General features: G+C 29.6%; 19 protein-coding genes. 7 read left to right on the top strand and 12 right to left on the bottom strand.

Annotated elements, in window-relative coordinates; genetic code table 11:
• Window positions 1-119: 119 nt before the first annotated feature.
• The 3 genes from O5Y44_RS04855 to O5Y44_RS04845 are packed head-to-tail and all read right to left on the bottom strand — an operon-like array spanning window position 120 to window position 3,370.
• Complete coding sequence (locus O5Y44_RS04855) at window positions 120-1,298, bottom strand: helix-turn-helix transcriptional regulator (protein ID WP_271965502.1); 1,179 nt, start codon at window positions 1,296-1,298, stop codon at window positions 120-122.
• 27 nt (window positions 1,299-1,325) lie between these two features.
• Window positions 1,326-2,147 (bottom strand): ABC transporter permease, encoded by an 822-nt coding sequence (locus tag O5Y44_RS04850; RefSeq protein WP_271965503.1) that lies wholly within the window; start codon window positions 2,145-2,147, stop codon window positions 1,326-1,328.
• Window positions 2,147-3,370, bottom strand: coding sequence for an ABC transporter ATP-binding protein (locus tag O5Y44_RS04845; RefSeq protein WP_271965504.1), 1,224 nt, complete (start codon window positions 3,368-3,370; stop codon window positions 2,147-2,149). Before O5Y44_RS04845 ends, O5Y44_RS04850 begins: the two co-directional genes overlap by 1 nt.
• A gap of 504 nt (window positions 3,371-3,874) precedes the next feature.
• Between O5Y44_RS04845 and O5Y44_RS04840 the strand changes: the two genes are divergently transcribed.
• Both O5Y44_RS04840 and O5Y44_RS04835 read left to right on the top strand, forming a co-directional pair.
• Window positions 3,875-4,441, top strand: a complete 567-nt coding sequence (locus tag O5Y44_RS04840) for a 5-formyltetrahydrofolate cyclo-ligase (RefSeq protein WP_371465637.1) — start codon at window positions 3,875-3,877, stop codon at window positions 4,439-4,441.
• Window positions 4,416-5,171 carry a class I SAM-dependent methyltransferase gene (locus tag O5Y44_RS04835; RefSeq protein WP_371465636.1) on the top strand — a complete coding sequence of 252 codons (756 nt, stop codon included), beginning with the start codon at window positions 4,416-4,418 and terminating at the stop codon, window positions 5,169-5,171. The genes O5Y44_RS04840 and O5Y44_RS04835 overlap by 26 nt, the downstream gene beginning before the upstream one ends.
• Window positions 5,172-5,188: 17 nt before the next feature.
• Here the strand turns inward: O5Y44_RS04835 and O5Y44_RS04830 are convergent, their stop codons facing one another.
• From O5Y44_RS04830 to O5Y44_RS04820, 3 genes are all read right to left on the bottom strand, one after another.
• Window positions 5,189-5,455 carry a UPF0223 family protein gene (locus O5Y44_RS04830; protein WP_048803361.1) on the bottom strand — a complete coding sequence of 89 codons (267 nt, stop codon included), beginning with the start codon at window positions 5,453-5,455 and terminating at the stop codon, window positions 5,189-5,191.
• A gap of 8 nt (window positions 5,456-5,463) precedes the next feature.
• A complete protein-coding gene (locus O5Y44_RS04825) occupies window positions 5,464-6,138 on the bottom strand; it encodes a response regulator transcription factor (RefSeq protein ID WP_271965507.1) in 675 nt (224 codons plus the stop codon).
• A 98-nt stretch (window positions 6,139-6,236) separates the two neighbouring features.
• Window positions 6,237-6,602, bottom strand: coding sequence for a VanZ family protein (locus tag O5Y44_RS04820; protein WP_371465635.1), 366 nt, complete (start codon window positions 6,600-6,602; stop codon window positions 6,237-6,239).
• 342 nt (window positions 6,603-6,944) lie between these two features.
• Here O5Y44_RS04820 and O5Y44_RS04815 point away from each other — a divergent pair, with 342 nt between their 5' ends.
• Window positions 6,945-7,262, top strand: coding sequence for a DUF1904 family protein (locus tag O5Y44_RS04815; protein ID WP_048803358.1), 318 nt, complete (start codon window positions 6,945-6,947; stop codon window positions 7,260-7,262).
• A gap of 69 nt (window positions 7,263-7,331) precedes the next feature.
• On the opposite strand, the gene O5Y44_RS04810 is transcribed toward O5Y44_RS04815, so the two are convergent.
• The 3 genes from O5Y44_RS04810 to O5Y44_RS04800 all read right to left on the bottom strand — a co-directional run bounded on the left by O5Y44_RS04810 (window position 7,332) and on the right by O5Y44_RS04800 (window position 11,550).
• Window positions 7,332-9,065, bottom strand: a complete 1,734-nt coding sequence (locus tag O5Y44_RS04810) for an ABC transporter ATP-binding protein (RefSeq protein WP_371465634.1) — start codon at window positions 9,063-9,065, stop codon at window positions 7,332-7,334.
• A complete protein-coding gene (locus tag O5Y44_RS04805) occupies window positions 9,052-10,815 on the bottom strand; it encodes an ABC transporter ATP-binding protein (protein ID WP_371465633.1) in 1,764 nt (587 codons plus the stop codon). The genes O5Y44_RS04810 and O5Y44_RS04805 overlap by 14 nt, the downstream gene beginning before the upstream one ends.
• A gap of 120 nt (window positions 10,816-10,935) precedes the next feature.
• Window positions 10,936-11,550: a ribonuclease H1 domain-containing protein gene (locus O5Y44_RS04800; protein ID WP_316447118.1), complete on the bottom strand. Its 615-nt coding sequence runs from the start codon at window positions 11,548-11,550 to the stop codon at window positions 10,936-10,938.
• 455 nt (window positions 11,551-12,005) lie between these two features.
• Here O5Y44_RS04800 and O5Y44_RS04795 point away from each other — a divergent pair, with 455 nt between their 5' ends.
• The 3 genes from O5Y44_RS04795 to O5Y44_RS04785 all read left to right on the top strand — a co-directional run bounded on the left by O5Y44_RS04795 (window position 12,006) and on the right by O5Y44_RS04785 (window position 20,274).
• On the top strand, window positions 12,006-18,116 hold the full coding sequence (locus O5Y44_RS04795) for an LPXTG cell wall anchor domain-containing protein (RefSeq protein WP_371465632.1): 6,111 nt from the start codon (window positions 12,006-12,008) through the stop codon (window positions 18,114-18,116).
• Window positions 18,117-18,387: 271 nt separating this feature from the next.
• The gene (gene murC, locus O5Y44_RS04790) at window positions 18,388-19,692 is read left to right on the top strand and encodes a UDP-N-acetylmuramate--L-alanine ligase (protein ID WP_371465631.1); all 1,305 of its coding nucleotides are present in this window, start codon (window positions 18,388-18,390) and stop codon (window positions 19,690-19,692) included.
• A 63-nt stretch (window positions 19,693-19,755) separates the two neighbouring features.
• The gene (locus O5Y44_RS04785) at window positions 19,756-20,274 is read left to right on the top strand and encodes a DUF948 domain-containing protein (protein ID WP_271965514.1); all 519 of its coding nucleotides are present in this window, start codon (window positions 19,756-19,758) and stop codon (window positions 20,272-20,274) included.
• Window positions 20,275-20,415: 141 nt separating this feature from the next.
• Here O5Y44_RS04785 and O5Y44_RS04780 read toward each other — a convergent pair whose 3' ends face one another.
• Window positions 20,416-20,859, bottom strand: coding sequence for a DUF3021 family protein (locus O5Y44_RS04780; RefSeq protein ID WP_271965516.1), 444 nt, complete (start codon window positions 20,857-20,859; stop codon window positions 20,416-20,418).
• Between the two features lie 11 nt (window positions 20,860-20,870).
• Window positions 20,871-21,305, bottom strand: a complete 435-nt coding sequence (locus O5Y44_RS04775; RefSeq protein WP_271965517.1) for a LytTR family DNA-binding domain-containing protein — start codon at window positions 21,303-21,305, stop codon at window positions 20,871-20,873.
• A 371-nt stretch (window positions 21,306-21,676) separates the two neighbouring features.
• On the opposite strand from O5Y44_RS04775, the gene mscL reads away from it, so the two are divergent.
• Window positions 21,677-22,045: a large conductance mechanosensitive channel protein MscL gene (gene mscL / locus O5Y44_RS04770; protein ID WP_271965518.1), complete on the top strand. Its 369-nt coding sequence runs from the start codon at window positions 21,677-21,679 to the stop codon at window positions 22,043-22,045.
• 130 nt (window positions 22,046-22,175) lie between these two features.
• On the opposite strand, the gene O5Y44_RS04765 is transcribed toward mscL, so the two are convergent.
• Window positions 22,176-23,897: SIALI-17 repeat-containing surface protein (locus tag O5Y44_RS04765; protein WP_371465630.1), on the bottom strand; the 1,722-nt coding region annotated here is incomplete at its 5' end.

Below are 23,897 nucleotides of genomic sequence, written 5' to 3'. Positions count from 1 at the left end.
TATTATACCACAATTACATAAATGCAAGTAGCAAAATACAAAATTAACGATATATATATTATTTACATAACATATAAAAAAAAGATTATTGACTATTTTAGCCAACAATCTTTTCTATATTATCTTTTAGATAATGACTCTCTATATTTAAGAGGTGTCATTTTCACTAGTGTTTTAAATATTCTAATGAAGTAACTTGTATCGAAGTACCCAATATAATCTGCAACTTCTGAAATTGAAAAATCAGTATTCGCTAATAAATAGCACGCGTTAGATATACGTTTATCGTGGATATAATCTACAATACTAATTCCCATATCTTTATTGAAAATAGAAGACAGATAACTCTTATTAACACCTAAGTAATCACTTACGTTATCTAAACTAATTTTTTCTGAAATACGATCATTGATATAAGCAATACAGTTACGAACTACAGCTTGTTTATCTTTGTATTTATTTCTATCAACTAATAGACAGTAACTTCTAATAACATCTTCTGATAAGTCATAGTTATCAAGTTTATTTTTAATTTTAACCCATAATTCTTCGATTCCTAAGAAATCGTCATTGTGTTGTTCAAGAGCATAGCGTAATAAATCATTCATGTTATATGATTTTCTACGACGAACATTAACACCCTGCTCAACATGGCTTTCTTCTACACCATGATTTCTACGACGTAAATCGAAAAGCATATTAACACGAGAAATATTACCTTCAACTACAGCTTGTAAAATCTCATGTTTAAACTTAACTTCACTCTCTAGAATACTATTTAAGTATGTATTTTTTCTAGATGATGTTCTTCTTACATTTTTCACACTAGAATCTTCAATTAAAACAATCGCATCTAAGAAATCTACATTTTCGTCTTCTACTAATAATTCTACTAAATAGTTGAATTTTTTTCTTGGTGTAATTGGTAATGAAAAATATACATCACAAATTAATTCACTAATACTCGCTCCATATTTTGTTAATGATTCTTGGAATAATTTAGTTGGTATTAAATATTCTAAGAAAGGAGTAATTAGATAGAAATCATCTTCGTTATCACTCGGAATAAATAAACATGAAATTCCTAAACCACTTTGGCATTTTACAAGCTTCCCTGCATGTAACCCTTCTTTAATCTTAGGAAGATTTCTCTTAACAAATCTACTGAAAATACTGCTTAATTGCTCTTCACCTAAGTCAAAACGTATTTCTTCATCTGAGTATTTATATGTTAACACATCTCCATTTAAATCCAGAATATCCTTAATTCGCTCAATTTTCTTTAATGAACTTCTCATTTTACCTACCTCCTAACAATTTATACTCTAATCTATTGTAATATCACGTCTTGCATTTACAATGTATGAAATTGTAAAGAATACAAAACTGTATGCTACTAACATAATAATTAATGCATTTGCATTATCAAACTTAAACATTTCTTTTACAGTCTGACGACCTGCTTCACTTGAATAATATGAACTAAATAATGGTACGTCAAACATGTGATATTTTGCCCATGAGAATTTTGAAACTGCAAATATTGTTAAAGATTGAATTAATCCAGTTCCTAAAAGTGATAACATAACTAATACCAATGATAGAATTTGTGTTTTAAACACCACACAAACTAATACTACCATCGCTACAAAGAAGATATACACTGCTAAATCAGCTAAGTTTGTTATTATTATTTGTTTAGCAACTGTTCTTCCAAAATATCCTTCAGTTATAGTATCATTCAAATGATTTAATCCTACTTTATTTTTAAAGAATACATAATTTTTTGTTACAAAATCAAATACTGTTCCTACTACTAAGAAAATAATATAGTTAATGAATGCTAATACTATTTTTGCAGTAAGTATCGCAGAACGAGACTTAGGTTTTGTATATAGAAACTTAATCGTTCCTTTTGAGTATTCTTGAGATAAATTGTTTGCTAACATAATTAGCGAGAATATCGTTGCTGTTGCCGCAGCAACCACCGTTATTCCACTTAATATTTTTACCGCATCTACACCATCTTCAAATTGTCTTTTTGCAAAATAGCTATTTAACAAAATAATTCCAAATGATAGTAAGAAATATAACCATGTAGTTTTCTTTTTATAATCTTTTATAAATTCATTTATTAATAATTTCATTATTTTCTCTCCCCTCCTGTAATTTGTAGGAATCGATCCTCTAATGATGTTGTTAATTCACGAATTGTATCTAATTCAACATTATTAGTTACTAAGTAAGTAATGATACGAGCTTTTTCTTCACGATTTAGATTTTCAAATACAAATCCATCTTTAGTCAGTTCATATCTAACCCCTAGTTCTCTTACTAATAATTCTGTTTTTTCGACATCATGTGTTGAAATTAATGTTTTAACGACTTCATCTGCTACTAGATTTTCTAATTTATCATCAGCGATAATTTTACCTTTTTCAATTACGATAACTCTATCACAAACTTTTTCAATTTCATCAAGAAGATGTGATGAAATTAAAATTGAAACTCCTGTTGCTGCGATTTCTTTAAGTTTATTACGAAAATCTTGCACTCCTTGTGGGTCTAATCCATTAACAGGCTCATCAAGAATAAGAACTTTAGGATCATTTAATAATGCTTGTGCTAATCCAAGACGTTGACGCATACCTAGTGAATAAGTTTTAACTTTTTTTCTAATTACTTTTTTCAGTCCAACAAATTCAACTAGTTCTTTCATACGTGCTCTTGTTACTTTTTTACCACATACACGTGCAATTTGTTTCAAGTTAGCCCAACCTGACATATAGTTATAAAACTCAGGTGTTTCAATCATCGCTCCAACTTCTTTAAGCATAGAAGTTCTTCCTAAACCAAGAGGTTTTTCGAAACAATAGACGCCCCCTTTTGTTTTCTTAGTTAGTCCTACCATCATTCTCATAATTGTAGTTTTACCACTTCCATTAGGCCCTAGTAATCCGATTATCTCACCTTCACGCATGTCGAAGGTAATATCTTCAACAATTGTTTTTAAACCTATACGTTTTTTCACCCCTAGCACCTCTAGTACTACAGGTTTTTCCTCAACTTTTTCTACTTTTTTCCCTACTAACGCTTCTTCTTTCTCAATTGCTTGTACTAATTCATTTTTATCTAGTACAACTGTTTCGGCATACTCATCAGTTACTTTTTCTGTAACAGTTGGCATAATTACTGTTTCTTCAAGATTCTCTTGTTCATTATGAGTCTTTCTAGTGTAAGTAGACGAATTCTCTATATCTACTTGCTTTCTTATTTTCTCAAGCAGATTTGAATAATCATCTGTTTTTTTACTATTTTTTGCCAATTCATCATTACTTAATATATCTTTATTTTTTTCTGAATTTGTCATTATTTGTAGAAGATTCCTTTCTCATAAATTTTCTTTTATATTATATCATATTTATACTATTATTTCCATTAAATAATGAATAATTATTTTTTATTTTACTACTTTTATCTTGTAGATACAGGAAATCATAATTTAAGATTTTTATATTTATGAAAATCTCATAATATTATGAAAATCTGAAATCCACCTACAGCAACATTCATAGTTTCCACATCTATTTATATTTTCTTAAAATTTTGATTATACTTGTACATACTTTATTATAAAAATTCTAAAAATTTATAGATAACTTATATCCCTATAGTATAACTTTATCTACCAGTAAAATCCATATTTGTTTTTATAATAACTATATGAACACCTTTACTATAAAAATTCTTATTACAGATATAATGTACTTTTTCTCATTTACATAATCATAATTACATCATTCAATTATTATACTATATCAAAATTATAATTGTATTTAGATTTATGATATAATATAACGTGAGGTGATACATTATGAAAAAAACACTTAGAAAAAAATTCATATCCGAACGAAACAGTTTAGCAAGCGACTATAGAAACTCATCTACTAACACAATCTTTGCAACATTAGAAGAACAAAATTTCTTCGAATCCTCAGAAAAAATATTCATATACGTGGGATTTGGTAGCGAAATCACAACTGAAACTTTTATAAAAAAATGGATAAATAAAAAACAAATCTTTGTTCCAAAAATAAAAAATGGAAAGATGAATTTAATTCGCTTAAAATCTTGGGATGAGCTTGCTCCAGGACATTTCAGAGTATTAGAACCAACTTCATCCGACTACTACGAAGGAAAAATAGACTTAGTAGTAACTCCTTCTATCGTTTTCGATAATAATGGATATCGACTTGGTTATGGTAAAGGATACTACGATAAATATTTCTCATCAAGAGAATATGATATTAGCGTTGGTTTATCTTACCATAAACTACTACAAGATAATGTTCCTAAAGAAGATCACGATATAAAAGTAGATGTAATCATAACCGAGGAGAAAATTTTTATAATCAATGAAAAATATAATAGTAACAACTAGTGTAAAAACAAATTCAGAACTTAATGAAAAAGCCCAACGACTTGCCGATGATTTAAGATTAAAATATAAAATGAGAAATAAGAAAACAATAAAACAATTATTATCCTCATCAGATGGTGTACTAGTAGTCTATAAGAACAAATTAAGCTACTTCGAAGACGATTCTGAATTCTTCTTTCATTTAGACACAACAGCTCTTAAAATAAAAAATTCAGATAACGAACCCTTAGTAGAAATAATCAAAGAAAAAGAACAAAGTATTCTTGATTGTACTATGGGCCTAGCTGGAGACAGTATATTACTAAGTTATTACGGACATAAGGTTACATCTTTAGAAAAAAATAACATCATTCACCTAATCACAACCAACGGTCTAAAAAACTATATTTCTTCGAATGAAGAAATTAATAAAGCGATGTGTAAAATTAAAACTTATAATGTCGATTGTCTAGATTATTTAAAAAATTGTCCTGATGATAGTTACGACATTATATACTTTGACCCTATGTTTTCTCATAACATTACAGAATCAAGAAATCTCGAAGGTATACTTCCCTTAGCCGACACTATTTTTCCTTACGAAGAATTCATAAAAGAAGCGAAAAGAGTCGCTAGAAAAAAAATAATAGTCAAAGCTCATTTTAAAGATAGTGTTTTTGAAAAATATAATTTTACTCAAATAATAAGAAAAAATACAAAATTCCATTACGGCTATCTTAACCTAAAATAAAAACCAAAAATCAAGCATTAAAGCTTAATTTTTGGTTTTTCATTTTTCATTTCTTTTACTGCTAAATAACCGTCAAAGCCTGTAATTTCTTTAAAATCACGATACAATGAATTTTCTTCAGATTTTGCACGAACTACACTTTTAAATTCTTTATATGTAGATTTAAACTCTGTAAGTTCCACACCTGACAAATAACATTCTTCAATTAAGTCTAAAAACTTAATAATTGTCGTTATTTCCTCAGTATTATATAGCGTATAATCTATCGGATAATTAAACTCCATATCCTTACCTACTCAAAAGTATATCCGACACCACGAACAGTTCTAAGATTTTTGTCATAACCTATTTTTCGTAGTTCTTTTCTTAATCCTGAGATGTAAACCTCAATCGCATTAATAGTTGTTTCTGAATCAACACCCCATACACGATCGAAAATTTCTTCTTTCTCTAATACAATATTATTATTTATCACAAAGAAAGATAATAATTCAAGATATTTTCCTTTAATAGATTCCAACGTTCCACCATTAGATGATACTAATTCATTTTTAAGATCTAACACTAAATCTTTGTATGTAATTTCATTTTCACCTTTTAAGTTACTTTCACGTTGAAGTAAGTTAGACATAGTTGTTAGTAAAAGAGAAGTATCCGCTACACGTGGTAGATATTCCGTTACTCTATGCTTCATAACTCTTGCCTTTTCTTCAGTTGATTCAGCTATAGTGATTACAATTACTGGTATTTTCAGTTCTTTTTCTTCACGAATATAATCTAATAGATCTATCCCACCCATTCCAGGTAAGATACTATCCGTTATGACAAAATCATATACATTTTCATCAATATATTTTCGTCCATCTAGCCCATTATAACAAACATCCGCATCGAATTTTTCTGCGATTGCTGCTTTTAACGATGAAGCTAATAATTTATCATCTTCTACAATAAGCGCTTTAAGCATCAAAAACTCCTCCTTTTATTTCTTAACTTTTGTTTCTCTAAATAAATATTTTATAACTTTTCTAAAAAAAATACAACTAAAAACCACTATACTTTTCACTATTTTTTCATAATAAGAAAATACATAATACTAGATATCATTATCCCTACTAAAGCACCACTACTGTCTATTAGTACATCTATGATATTACCATCTCTTCCAGCTACAAAAGTCTGATGAAATTCATCACTAGAAGCGTATACAACAGAAAATACAAGGCTCGTTATTGCTGTTTTTCTATAATCTTTAAACTCGCTACTTTTCACAAATAAATTTGATAAATAAGAAAATGAAAAAAATCCTAAAATCATATATTCACTAAAGTGACCTAATTTTCTTATGATTAAATCATTTGATATCTTCGAAGATTCCTCACCAACTTGATTGGAAAATAAAAATATCGCAACACAAACTAAAATCAACATTATTAATGAAAAGTATTTCTTATATAAAAGTCTAATAAAAATTTCTCCTTAGTATTTAATTTAATATTTTTTTCCTACTTTATATCATATCACATTCCCTATCTTAATGATAACATTTGTAAGTAAAATAAGCAAAAAATTACTCTAGATTTTTTTATAATCATCTAAAAAACATAATATTTTCATTAGATTACAGATATAGTAAAAGTTATCTTCATTTATTATAAATTTAAATTTAATTCCATATATACACAAAATTATTATTTAGATATATTTTTCACCAAAAATTTCATATTATATGATATAATTAAAGAAAACGAATTCAAAACATGGAGGTTTATTATGCCACGTATAGTTGCTAGAGGATTTAAAAAAGAAGATTTAAAAAAAGTTAGTGCGGAACTTTTCGATACAATTGCAGAAATAATCGAAAGACCAAGAGAAGCATTTACATTAGATTTAATCGAGAGTGTTGCTATTCTTGATGGAGAAGAAATCAGTAGAGCAAATCTTGAAATTGGTTGGGTTCATCGCCCTGTTGAAGTTTGTGAGAAAGTTGCTAATGCTGTAAATGAACTTTTCAAACCATTAGGATATGAAACTGTAATGATTTCATTTAAAGATATCGATTTAGCATACGAATTTGTATTCAAAAAATAATTATTAAAAAAAGAGTGATTCGAAAATCAGAATTCAGTAGAATCTGATTTTACGAATCACTCCGTTTTTTTATCCTTTTACCTGTGTCTCATACATCTTTTTATAACTACCATTTAAAGATAATAGTTGTTCATGAGTTCCATTTTCTATAACTTTCCCTTTTTTTAGAACATAAATCATATCTGCATTTTTTATCGTAGATAACCTATGAGCTATTATAAGGGTTGTTCTTCCTTGTTTCAATTCTTCTATAGCTCGACTTACATTTTTTTCTGTTTCACTATCTATATTAGCCGTTGATTCATCTAAAATTAAGATTTTTGGATCTTTAGCTAATGCTCTCGCTAGACAGATAAGTTGTTTTTCTCCTGTAGAAAAGTTACTACCACCCACTTCTACTTTTGAATCAAGAGAACGATTTTCTAAAATAAAATCTCCTCCAACTCTTGATAAAGCTTCTCTAGCAATTTTTTCATCGTTAGAAGTCGTAATATTTTCAAGTAAAGTACCTTCAAATAAAAATGAATCTTGAAGCACTATCGCTGTTTTTTCTCTTAGATACTCCTTACTATAATCATTTATGTTTCTACCGTTGATTAGAACATTACCTTTAGTAGCACTATAGAATTTCACTATTAGATTCATTATAGTACTCTTACCGCTTCCTGTATGACCAACAAAGGCTACAGTTTGATTTTCTTTTATCTCTAGATTCAAATCACGAAGTACATAAAAATCATCTTTATAAGAAAAATACACATCTTCGAATTTAATATTTCCTCGGAAATCATCCTCAGTAATATCGTTATGATTGTCTTCCTCAACTTCTAACTTTAGTATTTCCTGAATATTTATAGCTGCACCTTGCGCTCTGATATAATTAGAAATCCCCATTGTAAAGTCTGCAATTCTATAAATTATATCGGTAGTATAATTTATAAATAAATATACCATTCCCAATGTAATGCCATAAACATTATTAAAGTGTGAATACGAATAGTAATAAACAATACCTATGAAAATCACTATTCTAAATACTCCAGTTATATTATGAAGTAACAGACTATCTACTAGATTTAGTTTTCTCCAATATTTATAACGTTCTTCATTATGCTTATTCCAGTCTTCAATACTCTCTTTTTCTTTATTAAAAGATTTGATGATTTCTAAATTTTGATAATTCTCATTTATAATCCCATTACTTTGAGAAAATTTACGTCTGTATCCCTTAATACTATCTATAGATAACTTGTTGTAAATTTTTAATACTATAAACATTACCGGGAATAACGACAACATAAATAATCCAAAACGTACATCAACATAAAATAATACAATATAAGAAAAAATAATCTTAAGTACGATTATTAATATCTGCACAAATGTCGAAACGAAAAATGTTCTAATTTGGTTAACATCACTCGTTATTCTAGATACTACAGAACCAGCTGGCATATTATCGAAATACTTAATCGGTAGACTTTGAATATGATCGTATACCTGCATCTGAATTCTAACGTAAACCTCATTAGCACCTTTTACTAAGTAAATATTTCTAATATAGTTAGATATTCCTGAACATAGTAATATAAGTCCATACCCTGCTATTACTACCAATGATTTTAAAATTATCTGACGTGTCAAATCTCCAGTTATACCATCAAAAACTTTCGACAACACGTACACACCAGCAACACCTAACCCAACATTTAATAGTGAAAAGACAAAACCTATTATATAAGATCTTTTTGCTTTTTTCATATAAGGAAGAAATTGAAATAACGGATTTTTATTCTTCATCATCTTCTACCTCCTTATTTTGATAATCATCTAGTTGCTTGTACCAACTGCAACATTCCAATAGTTCTTCATGCGTACCTGAATTTAATATTTTCCCGTTATCTAATACAACTATCTTGTCTGCATGTCTCACCGCTGAAATTCTATGAGCTACGATGATATTTGTCTTACCTTCTCGAGTTTTCTTAATATTTTCAATGATAGTTTTTTCTGTATTAGAGTCTACTGCACTTAGACTGTCATCAAGTATTAGGATTTCAGGATTAGATAACAACGCTCTAGCTATACCAAGTCGTTGTTTCTGTCCACCTGAAAGTGACAACCCATTCTCACCAACTAACGTATCAATACCATCTTTAAATCTACTAATATCCTTTTTAATATCAGCTTGTTCCAACACTTCGTCTAATCTATCCTCTAAATCATATCTATAAAACAACACATTTTCTTTTATAGATTTTGAGAACAACTGATATTCTTGTGGTGCGTAGCCTATTTTTTCTCTAACAGAATAATCATAATATCGTTCCATCCCCTTGCCATCAAGAAGAAGCGTATTTTCTTCTATTGGATATAATCGAAGCAATTGCTTGATAAATGTCGTTTTCCCACTACCAGTCTTTCCTACTACTCCTATAGTTTCACCTTTATTAATTATAAAATTAATATCTTCTAATACATGATTATTATCCTCATAACTAAAATTAAAATCTTTAAATTCAATACTACTATTAAACTCAAAATTACTTTCAGCTAGGTCATTATTAACATCCGCTTTTCTATCAGATATTTCTAATACCCTTTTTGTAGCTTGACGAACTTCTATAATCATAATAACTAACTCCGATAAAGCAATGTATGGCCACTGAATCATACCTATAACTACACAGACAGATATTAACTCCCCTAATGTCATCATCCCTAAGTTAATAAAGTAAAATCCACAAGCTACAGCTATAATATAACTCGTCGCTAAAGACACAGTGTTAAGTGGTTGATACACAAGAGTTTTTTTCATGTATTCTTCGTTGCTTTTAGCATAACTTCTAAGTTTTCCTACAAAACTATCTCGAACTTTATCCAACAGACTATAGGCTCTTATTACTCGAATACCTTTAACATTTTCTAATGTCTCTTCTGTAATTTCATCCATAGTTTTCGCCATCTTGTTATAATATTTTTCTTGTACTTTTCGTCTGCTAACTAAATAAATAGTTTGTATGACTAGTGGCACGTGAATTAGCAATAAATATATAAAATTCGATTTATTAAATATAAGTATACTTATAAATAAATTGTAAATTATTCCATCAAAAATCAACAGAATACCGTATCCAAAAAGTGGAGCAATATAATTTGTAATATCATTAGTAGATCTACTTATTACCTCACCTATACTAAACTTGTTAAAAAACACAGGTGTATGCCCATAAATATCATGTTGGATATCATACGTCATATCTTTAATAATCTTATCATAACCTATAAACGTGTAATATTCTTTAAAGAAATAAACTATATATAATGCGATCCCAGCTAAGATTATTCTAAGAATTTCATTAACTACACCATTAAAATCAATATTACCACTCGCTATACCATCAACAATATAACTCAATCTATCAGTTGGATATAACGTAAAATAATAAGATGCTATTGAAACTACCAATGCAATTATTATACGTTTTTTATCTCTATATATAAGACGAGCTATCTTATTTAATATTTGTTTATTATTTATCGTTGCGTTCACTTATTCACCCTCTTCCTTCTAGAATTAAATTATATTTTAATAATTATAACACATTTATCTTTTAAGGTTTAATGAAAAACAAGTAGAATTTAAGGTCTTTTAAAATCTACTTGCTTTATCTTACTTAGTATTTTCTTTTTTAAATTGTTCGATAGCCTCTTTTGCAAGCTTATCCACTACTTCATTCAACTCAATTCCGGTATGAGCTTTTACCTTCACAAAATTAACTTTTACCGCTGACTTCACCTTATTATAAAATTTTACATAATCTTGAGTATAAGGAAGATTTGCTTTCCAATCTCCAACAGCCCATGCTTCTATCCCTTGATAGTCATAAAACAATGTAATTTCTTTAATCTTCTTATCTACAGCATACCACATAACAAATTTAGCTGCTTCCAATTCTCCAGCAACATTATGTAATTGTGCATAATCTTCACGATTTCCAGCATGTTTATATTCATATTTTTCATCGCCATCTACTATAACTACACCTGAACCATATATGCCACTAACTCTGTCAAAACTACCATCGATATAAGCATACACACCATCAACTTCTTCAATATTTTTAATTTTTTCTTCATTTCTTTCTAGGAAAGCTTCGGCTTCTGATAATGTTTTAAAACTTTTATAAACCGCACCTTTAAATCCAGTCACCTGCTCTTTACATTCATCCCAAGTTGAGAATATACCTGTCTTTTTACCTTTTTTTACTGCATAAAATTTCGCCATCTTGCTCTCCTTATAAAAATATTTCCTTTTAAATTATACTATATGAAAAATATTAAGTAAATTTTTAAAAAGAAAATTTAAAATAAAGTAAGAAAAATTATTTTTTTAGTTTAGATACATTTTTTAAACAAGAAAAATCATAAACAAGCCTATACAAATATTATCTTAACTTTCTTCACAAATAATAAAAAAGCTAAATTTAAAATATTATTTTAAATTAGTAAGTATAATTTTTATTAATTCAAGAAATTTTATTTTATTTTTTTATATAAAAGATAGTGATAATCTATTTCAATTGAAACGTTTTTATGTTATAGTATAGGTGTCCATTATTTTGAAAGGTTGTTTTAATAGTATTTATGTAAATAGACTAAGGAATTTAATTCATCTTTAATCAACCTTGAAAAATTAATATTAGAATAAATTATTATATTATATGTAAAAGGAGAAATTCCATGAAAACAAATAAATTATTAAAATCAAGTATGAGTGTTGCATTGGCACTTACTATATCATCTATCACAGCTCAAGCTTGGCCAACAAATAGCAATATAGCAAAAGCTGATTTCGGGGATAAAGCCGCTACTGAACAAACTAAGGCTGAACTAAATGAAATAATAAATAAAATCTTTAACGATCAGTCTATCACAAATAGATACTTGGGAACTACTTTTTTCCACAAAACTTCTAACTTCCCTTATTACCACGTAACATTTGAAAATCATCAAGTTCCTGATGATGTTATTGACACTACCCCTTGGTATAACATGTGGAGCGAAGCTGCTGCAGCAAAAGCAAAACTTGATGCTAATTCATATACAGAAAAAACTGCACAAAATGCAATAAACACTTTGAAATACTATATTCAACTATACAATTTCGATGTAAATCACGACTTAAAAGATGACGGGTTTTATACTACTACCGACTTCAAAACACCAACAATGGTAACTGTTTCTAGCGATGGACAACAAGATTTCTACAAAAAAGTAACTGACAATAAAGAAGAAATTAAAAATCTATTTAAAGAATCTTTAGTTGGTATTTACAAACAAGGGCAAGATATTGAAATTAATCTTGTTGCTAACCCTGATAAAGTTAGTAAAATTACAAGCTTTGTCGTCAATAAAGTATCTGGTTTAGATACAAACGTTAAACTAGGTCCTTCTGCTGAAGATCAACATATCGTAGCCTTTAGTGTTCCTGGTGAATTAAAAGCTGAACAATTGGTTGTTTCAAATATGACTTACATTGATAAAAATGGTATTAAACAACAAACAGGTCCATTTGCTTTAGATATTAACTACTCAGCTGCTAAGAAAAGTAATGAAGCTATCCCTAAATATAGAGAGAAACTAAATGAAAAAATTCAAAATTGGATTGATCGTGGTAATAAGGTTAATGAATGGTTACTAACAAAAGAGAATACTTCAGATACAGCTGCAGACTTCTCACAAAGAGCTAAAATTAGCGAAGCTGTAACAAAATTACAAGAATTGAAACGTTCAGATAGTGCTAACTACGATAAACTTTATGAAATTTCTACACCAATTCATGAAATGGAAGACATTGCAACATTAAGAGAAGTACTAGATATTAAAGTAGCAAAACTGTTAGAATACTTCGATCTTTACAACGAGAAAACATACACTAAAGAAAGTATTGAAAAATACAAAAATTACATTAAAAGTGTTCCTTCATTGAAAAATACAAGAAACATAAAAGAACTAGTTCAGTTAATTAAAGACTTCGATAACGCGAACTTCACATACTTAAGATACAATACTACAGAACTAAAAAGAATAATCGATATCGCTGACAGAAAAATCAGAAGTGAATACGAACCTGTGTCTCTTGAAAAATTTGATCAAGCTTTAAATCACGCTAAAGACTGGATTAACCAAACAAACAGTTATAATCCTCAAATTAATGAGACATCAGACCTTGTTAAACAATTAACTGAAGCTATCAACAATCTTACTACAAAAGATGGTCGAAAAGGAGAACCAGTTCCTCCAGCACCTGTCGAAAATACTACAGCACCAGTTGCACCATATAACGTAACAGCTAAATTCGTAGAACGAGGTAGCGATAAACCTATTAAAGCAAAATACAGTCGCGATTTAACAGAACTTATAAAAAATGTAGAAGTTCACGAATTAGGAAATGGTAAAAACGAAGTAATACTAACATTAGAACCGAAAATCACGGGAGGAGCTATCGACTTCGCTCTAGCAGATACTTTCAAATACAACAGTCTAGGAAATACAGATGCCAATGCTGAAGTAATAGAAACAAAAAATATCGGCGGGCGTGATTACCCTACTAAATTAAAACTTATAGTTGATGCTACTAAGAAAAATATTGAAATAGCTCTCTTAGGAAACTTTAATTTTAAAGACTCATTTTATTTCGGAAACAATGGAATTGAAAACTTTACAAAACCAACAGACTTATATATCGATTACTCTACAAAACTAGAAGCTAAAAAAGAATCACCTCTGAAAGCTTCGTTAAGAGATAAAATTAATTACTATACAAGTAATTCAGTACAAGATAACTACAAAGATTTAAAACCAGAATTCAAAACTTCATTCAATCAATTAATTACTAAGGCTCAACAACTTTTAAATAACGATTCACTAACTAAAGATGAAGTAGATAATATTATAAATAAACTATTAGATGAAACAACTAAATTAGATTCATTAGCTAACCTTTATAAATCACTTCAAAATGCAAAAAATCAGTACGAAAATGATTGGAAGAACAATTCACACTTTACTAGTGAAAGTAAAGCGTTAGTTAAAGAAAAATTAGATGCGGTTGAAAGTAAAATTAACTCTCTAGATCCAGTCGATATAGAAGGTAAAAAAGAAACTTACTCAAATGAGTTCGACAAAGAAGGAACTGTAACAGTATATAAAAAACTAGATGAACTAACAGGAGAAGTTCAACATCTTGGAGACTATCTTCGCATCAATACTGAAGAACTTTCAGGAGAAATTAAAAAAGCTGAAGAAGCTTACAACAATTTCAATAAAATTACTCAATCAAAACTTAAACTTAGACAATTAATAGATGAAGCAAAAGCATATGTTGAACATGCTAAACTAACACCTGATTCAAATGACACTGATGATCAAGTAAATACTGATTTGACAGATTACTACAAAGAACAATTCAAATTTGCTATAGAAGACTTAAACGGTTCTCAAAGTTCTGAAACAGAACAAGTTTCAGCTAAAGAGCAACTTAAGAATAAAATAGCTGAAGTTGAGTTAATAAAACAAGGTAAAAAAGAACCAGCAGCCTATGTTACTTTAACTAATGAGCTATCAAAAGCTAAAGAATTATTAAATAATGAGTCTTCTACTGAAGAAGCATTACTAGCTGAATTAAATAAACTTAACAATGCTGTAAATGCATTTAATAATTCTGCTGATTCAACTCAAAATAAACCAAGTAATCCATCGGAATCTCCTTCTACAGATTCTAATAATAAAGTTCAATTAGATGGATCATTATTAAAACAAGATTTAACTAGCCCTTCTATGGCTAATGGAATAATTAAAAACGTATATCTAGTAACTGAAAACGGGAAAAATTATTTAGAATTAGATCTTGTCCCTATGAATAATGGAACAACTAATGTTGCCGTTATGAGTAAACTTACATACTTCGATGGCGATACTGAAAAAGATGTCCAAGTTCTAAAAGAAGATACTGCCGATGTTACTTACAATAATGTAACTAATTCTTATAAATATCCTTCAAAAATTAGAATACCTATCGAAGGAAAACCATCTACAATAAAACTTAACACTTTTGCAAGCAGTACATTATTCGGTACTGACAAACATGAAAATATAGCTGTATTATCTGTAAAATATCCTAAAGAAAATGCTGTTATCACTGCAGATAAAAAACAACTAAACGCACTATTCGAAGCGACTACAAGTAAATACTATGATAGTTGGAATAATGTATTTAAAAATGCAAATGTGAGCCAAGATATGGCAGTAATTAAAAACTTCGGTAACAAAATCAACGCTGCACAAAATGTATTGAAAAATAATATTGCCAGCACAGAAGAAATCTCTACTGCATTTACTGAACTATCAGATTTAAAAAATCAATATGATTTACTTATTCAATTAAGAACTTCAAACGCTGAAGCTGTAGCAAACTTCAATTCTGATAAAGATAGTAAAAACTATAGTGAAGAAAGCATCAATGCTGTAGATAACTATCTTCAAGGAAAAATAGATAAACTAGAAGACTTAGTGCACAACAACCCTAAATCTAATGAAATCTTGAAATTATTTAACGATGTTCAAACATACTATAACCTTCTTAGATATGATACTTCAAAACTAGACACAGCTGTTAAATCAGCTCAAGACAAACTAGCTGCAAGTAACTATTCAGATGAGTCAAAAAATAACTTAACTACAGCTATTACTAAAGCAACTGAATTCATAAACAAAGCTAAAGAAACTAGAAATCTAGAAGACACTCGTTCTAGTTTATTAAAAGAAATCGAAGATGCAGTAAACGGATTAAAAGAAGCACCTGCTCCTGAAGTAAATAAACCAAGTGACAACACTAATGCATCTAATAATGAAGCTAACAAACCTAACGATAAGGTTGATACTCCTAATAATAGCGAAGTTAATAAACCTAACGACAAAGTTGACACTCCAACTAACAGCGAAGTTAACAAACCTAACGATAAGGTTGATACTCCTAATAATAGCGAAGTTAATAAACCTAACGACAAAGTTGACACTCCAACTAACAGCGAAGTTAACAAACCTAACGACAAAGTTGACACTCCAACTAACAGCGAAGTTAACAAACCTAACGATAAGGTTGATACTCCTAATAATAGCGAAGCTAATAAACCTAACGACAAAGTCGACACTCCAACTAACAGCGAAGTTAACAAACCTAACGACAAAGTCGACACTCCAGCTAATAGTGATGTCAACAAACCTAATGACAAGGTCGACACTCCTAGCGATAACAAACCAACTGAAAATGATAACGATGAAGTTGCTAAAAAACTTGCTACTGAAAGAGCAAACCTTCTATTACCTTTAGAAACAGCTAAAATCTTAGTTAATGATGACAAAGATAAAGAAGGAGTCAATAAAGAAGCATACGCTAAATTAAAAGAAGCAACTGAAAAAGCTCAAAAAGTGTATGATGAAGAAAAATCTATCGATAAAATTTTAGAAGGAAGATCTAGCATAGATAAAGCATTAGAAGAGTATACTAAACATAAAAATGATAAAGAAACTGTCCCAGGAAATAACAAACCTGAAGATAAACCTACTCTAGAGAATAAACCTAATAATAATTCAAGCAATAATGGAACTGTAGACAATACAAAACCAAGTGACAATTCTAATAGTAGCACTGCTAATGATAATGAAAATAACTCTTCAAATAATACTAATAACAGTTCTACTGAAGTAAAACCTGGAAATAACGAAAACACAGGAAGTAACAAACCTGAAAACAAACCTACTCCAGATAATAAACCTAATAATAATTCAGACACTAATGGAACTGTAGATAATACAAAACCAAGTGATAATTCTAATAGTAGCACTGCTAATGATAATGCAAATAACTCTTCAAATAATACTAATAACAGTTCTACTGAAGTAAAACCTGGAAATAATGATAACATAGGAAATAATAAACCTGTGGATAAACCTACTCCAGATAATAAACCTAATAATAATTCAAATGCAGGAAACACTAACACAAACAACAACGAGACTCCATCTGAAGATATAATAAACAATATATTCTCAAATGATGCTTCAGGAGTTAAAGTTACTTTAACTGATAAAACGACAGCAGCAAAACTTTCTGCAACTACTGTAGAAGATAAAGCTTTAGCAAATTCAGTTCTAGAAAAATTAAACTTACCTGCAGACAATCAAATCAGAATATTAGATTTAAAACTTCTAGACAAAAATAATAAGGTTGTTAATTCAAATGCAAAACGTACAGTGGCCATTGTCTTAAAAGAAGATGAAAAAGATGTAGCCGTTTATCACATAAAAGAAAACGGAGAGCTAGAGCTTATGAAATCAAAAATAAAAGACGGAAAAGTAACATTTGAAATAGATCACTTCAGTAAATTCGCAATAGTTTCTAATAATCCTAAACAAAATAATGGAAACAGCGGTAATACTTCAATTAACAATAATACGTCTAACAGCGCTAATAATCATGATGCAACTCACAATGATTCTAATGGTGATAATAGCTCTAATATTGCACAAAATGATTCTAACGTTGATAATACTCCTACTTTAGGACATAACGACTCAAATAACAAACAAACTTCTCCTAAAGTGCAAAATAACCAACCTACTCAAATTGCACCATTAAATAGTAGTGTATTATCAAGTATCAAAAATTCAAAATCAGGAAAACATTTAGCTAAAACTGGACTATCAAATAATAATTTAGCTTCATTAGCTGCTATCGGACTAGTATTAAGCGGTGCACTAATATTTGGAAGAAGAAAAAATAGAAAATAATATTATTTCTAAACAATATTTATTAAATTGATTGTAAGAGAGGCAATTTTGAAACATACTTCTAAATTGCCCTCTTTTAAATTTCCTATAATTTATGTAAATCATTATTAGTTTCAAAATGAAAATATAGAAAAGTTTTGAAAATATCCTATCAGAAATAAACTCCTATTTATTGAATTTTTATCAGTTTTGTTGTAAAATTGAATTGCTTATGAAAAAAATATTACAGAATTTTTTTTATTTTATTAATGAAAACTTAGGAGACACTATGATGAGTAAATATCATTTTATAGGTATAAAAGGTTCCGGAATGAGCTCTCTTGCACAAATCGCTTATGATATGGGTAATGAAGTGCAAGGTTCAGACGAGGAAACATACTTTTTTACACAAGAAAAATTAGAACAAAGAAACATCCCAATGTACTACTATGGGGCTGAAAACATTAAAGAAGGATATGAAGTAATTCTAGGAAATGCTTTCGACGAAACACATGTCGAATATAGAAGAGCTAAAGAATTAGGTTTAACTACTTATACTTATTCTCAATTCCTTGGTAAACTTCTTTCTGAAATACCTTCAATCGCAGTAACAGGAGCTCATGGTAAAACTACTACAACTACTATGATAAGTAATATTTTTAAACACAGTCACGTTACTTCATACTTAATCGGAGATGGAACTGGACACGGTGAGAAAAATTCAGAGTATATGATAGCTGAAGCATGTGAGTACTACAGACACTTCTTAGCATATTATCCTGATTATGCTGTTGTAACAAATATTGACTTTGATCACCCAGATTACTTTAATGATGAACACGATATGTTTGACGCATTCCAAAGCTTTGTAAATCAGGTTAAAAATACAGTTGTTATTTGTGGTGATGATCGCTTAGCTTCGCAACTTAAACCTGTAAATGCAAAAACTGTAAAATATGGATTCAACGATGGAAATGACTATCAAATAAAAAATGTCCAAACTACATCAGAACATAGTAAATTTGACATTTACAAAAACTCTGAACTACTTGGAACATTTACTATGGCCGTATTTGGATTACATGATATTTCTAATGCAACATCAGCTATTGCTTTAGCTGACCTAAATGGAATTAGTGTAGAAAAAATTCAAGAATCTCTTAGCCAGTATAAACCTGCAGAAAGACGATTTAGTGAACACAAAATTGGAAATAGTGTAGTTGTAGATGATTATGCTCACCATCCTAGTGAAATTAAAGCTACAATAAATAGTGCACGTAGAAAATATGCTGATAAAGAAGTTATTGCCATTTTCCAACCTCATACATATACACGTACAGCCAAATTCCTAAACGAATTTGCTGAAAGCTTAGAAACAGCGGATAAAGTATTCCTTTGCCCAATCTTTGCCTCAGTACGTGAAAAAGAAAAAATCGTAGGTATTGAAGACTTACAAAAAGTAACTAAAGGTTCTCAAATTATAAATAGCGAAGAAGATTTCGATAAATTAAACTTCGATAATAGTGTATTCCTATTTATGGGAGCAGGAAATATCAATAAACTTTGTCACAAATTTATAGAACAAAAATCAAAATAATTAGTTGTATTTATAATAAACTTAAAATATAATTGATTATAACAAACCAAGGAGGAAAACTTTATGTTAGATATAAACTGGTTAATTTTAGCATACGCTGGAATCTTTTTAGCAGGTGTCGGTGTTTTAATCCTATGTATAAGTACCGCTATTACACTTAAAACTGTTAGAAAATCTGTAGTTGTTGCTACTGAATGTGTAGAAGATGTTACGAACATCGCAGAAGACGCTCTTGCTCTTGCTAAAGATTTAAATGAAACAGTTAAAAAAGTTGAAGGTAACTTAGAGCCGATTATGGCAGAAACTAATATTTTATTACAAAACACAAATATCCTAGCTGAAGATTTACAAGTTAAATCTGAAAAATTAGATCCACTATTCAACTCAGCAGAAGGATTAGCATCATCTATCAATGGATTACAATCATCTGTTGATAATATGAAATCTAATGTTACTGGATTCAAAAAAAATACTGATCAAAAAATAGAAAATCTTTCTGAAAAAGTAGAAGAAAACAAAGCTAAAGCTTCTAATCTACTTAATAAATTCTTAAAGAAAGATAAAGTTGAAGAAGAAAAATAATATTTTAATTGGAGGTAACTCGATAAAATCTTGTTTCTTAAGAAATCACGATTTTTGAGTCACTCCCAATTAATAAAAAGATTATAGGAGCAACACAAAATCATTAATTTGCGTTGCTCCTCCTTTGTTACTAACCAGCTCTTATCTATTATCTCTTAATTTTATATTTATCTCACTTATACTATTTTTAACACTAAAATATCTAACTATTCCTATTAAAATATAAGCCACAGTAGCTGTAATCAGCATTAAAATTAAAGTAGTAAAGCTACTAAACCATTTCAAATAATAACCCGCTAACACAAGTGGTAACATAATAAGAAAATAATGAGATACAAATACTATTACTATATTATCATTTAACTTACTTTGAAATACTTTACCAGCTAATCCTTGTAATATACCTAAAATAGCGTATACTAAGGTTTGAATTAATACTGCCGTATTTAGATTATCAAAACTCTGAATATACAATGGCATACCAGGATAAAACTGACCATACAAAATACCAAATATTAGATTAATAACGTTTCCTACTCCTACCCCTAACAACATAAATATTATAATTTTTTGAAATAATTTCATTTTAATACCTCCTATAATCCTAATTTCATCTTAAATTCTTTTAACATCCTACGTGATACATAACTTATATCCGAATTTTTATAATTTATAACTATTGTTCCTCTCAATCCTAAATCTAAGCTATGAATATATTTAACATTAGCTATTTCACTTTGAGATATTTTTATAAAATCCTTAGTTAATGTACTCTGCATTTCATATAATTTTTTTCTAACAATAAATCTACCTTCAACTGTAACTACATATACTTTTCTATCTTCAACATATACCCTTATAATATCCTCCGTATTTAATAAACGTACTTTCCCATCTAAAACTCCTATAAAGTAATCTTCCTTATTTTCTATATAATTCACTAAATTTTGAATCTCATCATTCACTTTATTTGTTGATATAGTAACTATTATTTCTTCAAATTTCTTATCTATATTTAATTCTACTTTCACATTTTCACCTCCTTTCATATATTTAATTCAACTTTCATATCTTTAGCTCCTTTCATAATTATATTTTATATAATAAATATTTAAAAATCTATAGATAATGCATATTCGGTTAGTTATCTTGTTTATTCGGTAAATTAGATACTAATTACAAATACAATATATTTTACTTAACAATTACATATATTGTTTTTAAAAAAATATAAATAATTTATAAAAAATATATTTAAATAATATGACAATTAAGATTAAAATACGTTAACTTAAACTTTTTTAAATTTTTTCTCATTTTTTTAACTTTATACTTGATTTTATTTCAATTTTGATATATCATACAGGGGTATTTAAAATTTTATAGAAGGAGAATTATTTTTATGTTAAACGAATTTAAAAAATTTGCATTTAAAGGTAACGTATTAGACCTAGCTATCGGGGTTATCATGGGGGCTGCTTTTGGTAAAATCGTTAGTTCATTAGTAACTGACATTATGATGCCACTTATCGCTCTTGTATTCCCAGCTAAGCCAGATTTCACAAACTTAGCATGGGAAGGTATTAAATACGGTAACTTCATCCAAATCACTATCGACTTCTTAATTACAGCAATCGCAATCTTCTTATTCGTTAAAGCAATCAACACAGCTAAAGATAAAATGTCTAAAGAAGAAGCTGCAGAAGAAACACCAGAAGTTGATGCTAAAGAAGAACTTCTTAAAGAAATCCGTGATTTATTAAAAAAATAATAAATTAAAATTTTAAGATCTGACAATGTCAGATCTTTTTAATATACATAAGAATCCCTTGGAAAATTAATTCCAAGGGATTTTTTATTTATACTTGTATCAAGGATTTATAGTGATATTGAAACCTAACTTACTCTTCTTCCTTTTTACGGCGTTTCATAGCAACAAACAACCCTACGATCGCTAATCCTAATCCAGCTAATTCAGTGCTACTATCAGTTTCTCCAGTATTAGCTAAACGCTTAGATGTTTTTTCTATTCTACTAGATTTTTCTAAATTTACTCTTTTAGTAACTGTCGGTGTAAGTATTTCTTCAATATTATGAACCTTACCAAATCCGTTGTTAGGGCGTTTTCTAAAGATATGTATAACAATATCTCCAGATTTATTTACTTCAGTTCTTACAAATTCATAACCTTCTATGTCTCCATGTTCAAATGCTTCATTTACTTCTCCTAATACTTTAGGATATTTAGCATCTGTTGGTTTCAATTCATTACCATTTTCATCTATCCATTTAGTAATAATAAGTTTATTTTTTTGTACCTCTGGTTGAATTTCTGGATCTCCATTCACTCCTCCGTTGAATTCTGGTAACATTGGTTGTTCCTCTGGGGCCCCATTTACTCCTCCGTTGAATTCTGGTAACGCTGGTTGTTCCTCTGGATCACCGTTTACTCCTCCACTGAATTCTGGTAACGTTGGTTGGGCTTCTGGATCTCCATTCACTCCTCCGTTAAATTCTGGTAAAGCTGGCTGAACTTCTGGATCTCCGTTTACTCCTCCACTGAATTCTGGTAACGTTGGTTGGGCTTCTGGATCTCCATTCACTCCTCCGTTAAATTCTGGTAAAGCTGGCTGAACTTCTGGATCTCCGTTTACTCCTCCGTTGAATTCTGGTAACGTTGGTTGTTCCTCTGGATCACCATTTACTCCTCCGTTGAATTCTGGTAACATTGGTTGTCCCTCTGGGTCCCCATTTACTCCTCCGTTAAACTCTGGTAACGTTGGTTGGACTTCTGGATCTCCTTTTTCTGTTTGTTTATTAACTGTAATTGTTACATCTACATCATCCGTACTATTATCTGGATACGTTATTGTTATTTTCGCAGAAACACTTCCTGGAGTATCAGTATTAGGAACTATTCCATTTTTCCATTCTACTCTTGTTCCCTCTGGCAACTCGTTCACATTCTCTATACTCTCGTTTGCATTCGGAATATCTCCATTTGTAATAGTTTGTGGTTTTGGTTGTGGATTATAATCGTCTTTTTGTGGCGTTACTTCTACCGTTACCGTAACTTCTTCCGTACTGTTGTCTGGGTATGTGATTAATACTTTTCCTGGTTTGCTTCCTGGTGTTGTATTCGTATCTGGTTTTTCTACCCATGTGTACGTTGTTCCACTTGGTAAGCCCTCTGTGTTGATACTTCCTTCTGCACTTGGGTCACTTCCATGTTTTGCGGTTTGTCCTGGCTGTTTCGCAGTTGGGTTAAACGTATCTTTTTGTTCTTTTACCGTAATTGGGACTGTCACTTCATCTACTGTTCCGTCTGGGTACGTTACTAACACTACTGTCGGATGACTTCCTGGTGTACTTACATCTGGATTTGTTTTCCATGTGATTGTAGTTCCGCTTGGTAAACCTGTTTTGTCTACACTGGCTTCTGCGTTTGGTACTGTACCGTTATCCGCTGTTTGCGGTTCTGGTTGTGGATTGTAATCGTCTTTTTGTGGTGTTACTTCTACCGTTACTGTCACTTCTTCTGTACTGTTGTCTGGGTATGTGATTAATACTTTTCCTGGTTTGTTTCCTGGTGTTGTACTTGTATCTGGTTTTTCTACCCATGT

The organism is Gemella sp. 27098_8_155, from assembly GCF_041433725.1.
In the GTDB taxonomy this organism is placed as follows: Bacteria; Bacillota; Bacilli; order Staphylococcales; family Gemellaceae; genus Gemella; species Gemella haemolysans_D.
Note: the sequence above shows the minus strand (reverse complement) of the source record. Positions and strands in the feature narration are given on the sequence as shown.

Coding starts and splice junctions, on each gene's coding strand:
- mscL (WP_271965518.1), top strand. CDS start 21,677: ATGTTAAACGAATTTAAAAAATTTGCATTTAAAGGTAACGTATTAGAC.
- O5Y44_RS04830 (WP_048803361.1), bottom strand. CDS start 5,455: ATGGAGTTTAATTATCCGATAGATTATACGCTATATAATACTGAGGAA.
- O5Y44_RS04815 (WP_048803358.1), top strand. CDS start 6,945: ATGCCACGTATAGTTGCTAGAGGATTTAAAAAAGAAGATTTAAAAAAA.
- O5Y44_RS04845 (WP_271965504.1), bottom strand. CDS start 3,370: ATGACAAATTCAGAAAAAAATAAAGATATATTAAGTAATGATGAATTG.
- O5Y44_RS04810 (WP_371465634.1), bottom strand. CDS start 9,065: ATGATGAAGAATAAAAATCCGTTATTTCAATTTCTTCCTTATATGAAA.
- O5Y44_RS04855 (WP_271965502.1), bottom strand. CDS start 1,298: ATGAGAAGTTCATTAAAGAAAATTGAGCGAATTAAGGATATTCTGGAT.
- O5Y44_RS04825 (WP_271965507.1), bottom strand. CDS start 6,138: ATGCTTAAAGCGCTTATTGTAGAAGATGATAAATTATTAGCTTCATCG.
- O5Y44_RS04820 (WP_371465635.1), bottom strand. CDS start 6,602: ATGTTGATTTTAGTTTGTGTTGCGATATTTTTATTTTCCAATCAAGTT.
- O5Y44_RS04800 (WP_316447118.1), bottom strand. CDS start 11,550: ATGGCGAAATTTTATGCAGTAAAAAAAGGTAAAAAGACAGGTATATTC.
- murC (WP_371465631.1), top strand. CDS start 18,388: ATGAGTAAATATCATTTTATAGGTATAAAAGGTTCCGGAATGAGCTCT.
- O5Y44_RS04850 (WP_271965503.1), bottom strand. CDS start 2,147: ATGAAATTATTAATAAATGAATTTATAAAAGATTATAAAAAGAAAACT.
- O5Y44_RS04835 (WP_371465636.1), top strand. CDS start 4,416: ATGAAAAATATAATAGTAACAACTAGTGTAAAAACAAATTCAGAACTT.
- O5Y44_RS04795 (WP_371465632.1), top strand. CDS start 12,006: ATGAAAACAAATAAATTATTAAAATCAAGTATGAGTGTTGCATTGGCA.
- O5Y44_RS04780 (WP_271965516.1), bottom strand. CDS start 20,859: ATGAAATTATTTCAAAAAATTATAATATTTATGTTGTTAGGGGTAGGA.
- O5Y44_RS04840 (WP_371465637.1), top strand. CDS start 3,875: ATGAAAAAAACACTTAGAAAAAAATTCATATCCGAACGAAACAGTTTA.
- O5Y44_RS04785 (WP_271965514.1), top strand. CDS start 19,756: ATGTTAGATATAAACTGGTTAATTTTAGCATACGCTGGAATCTTTTTA.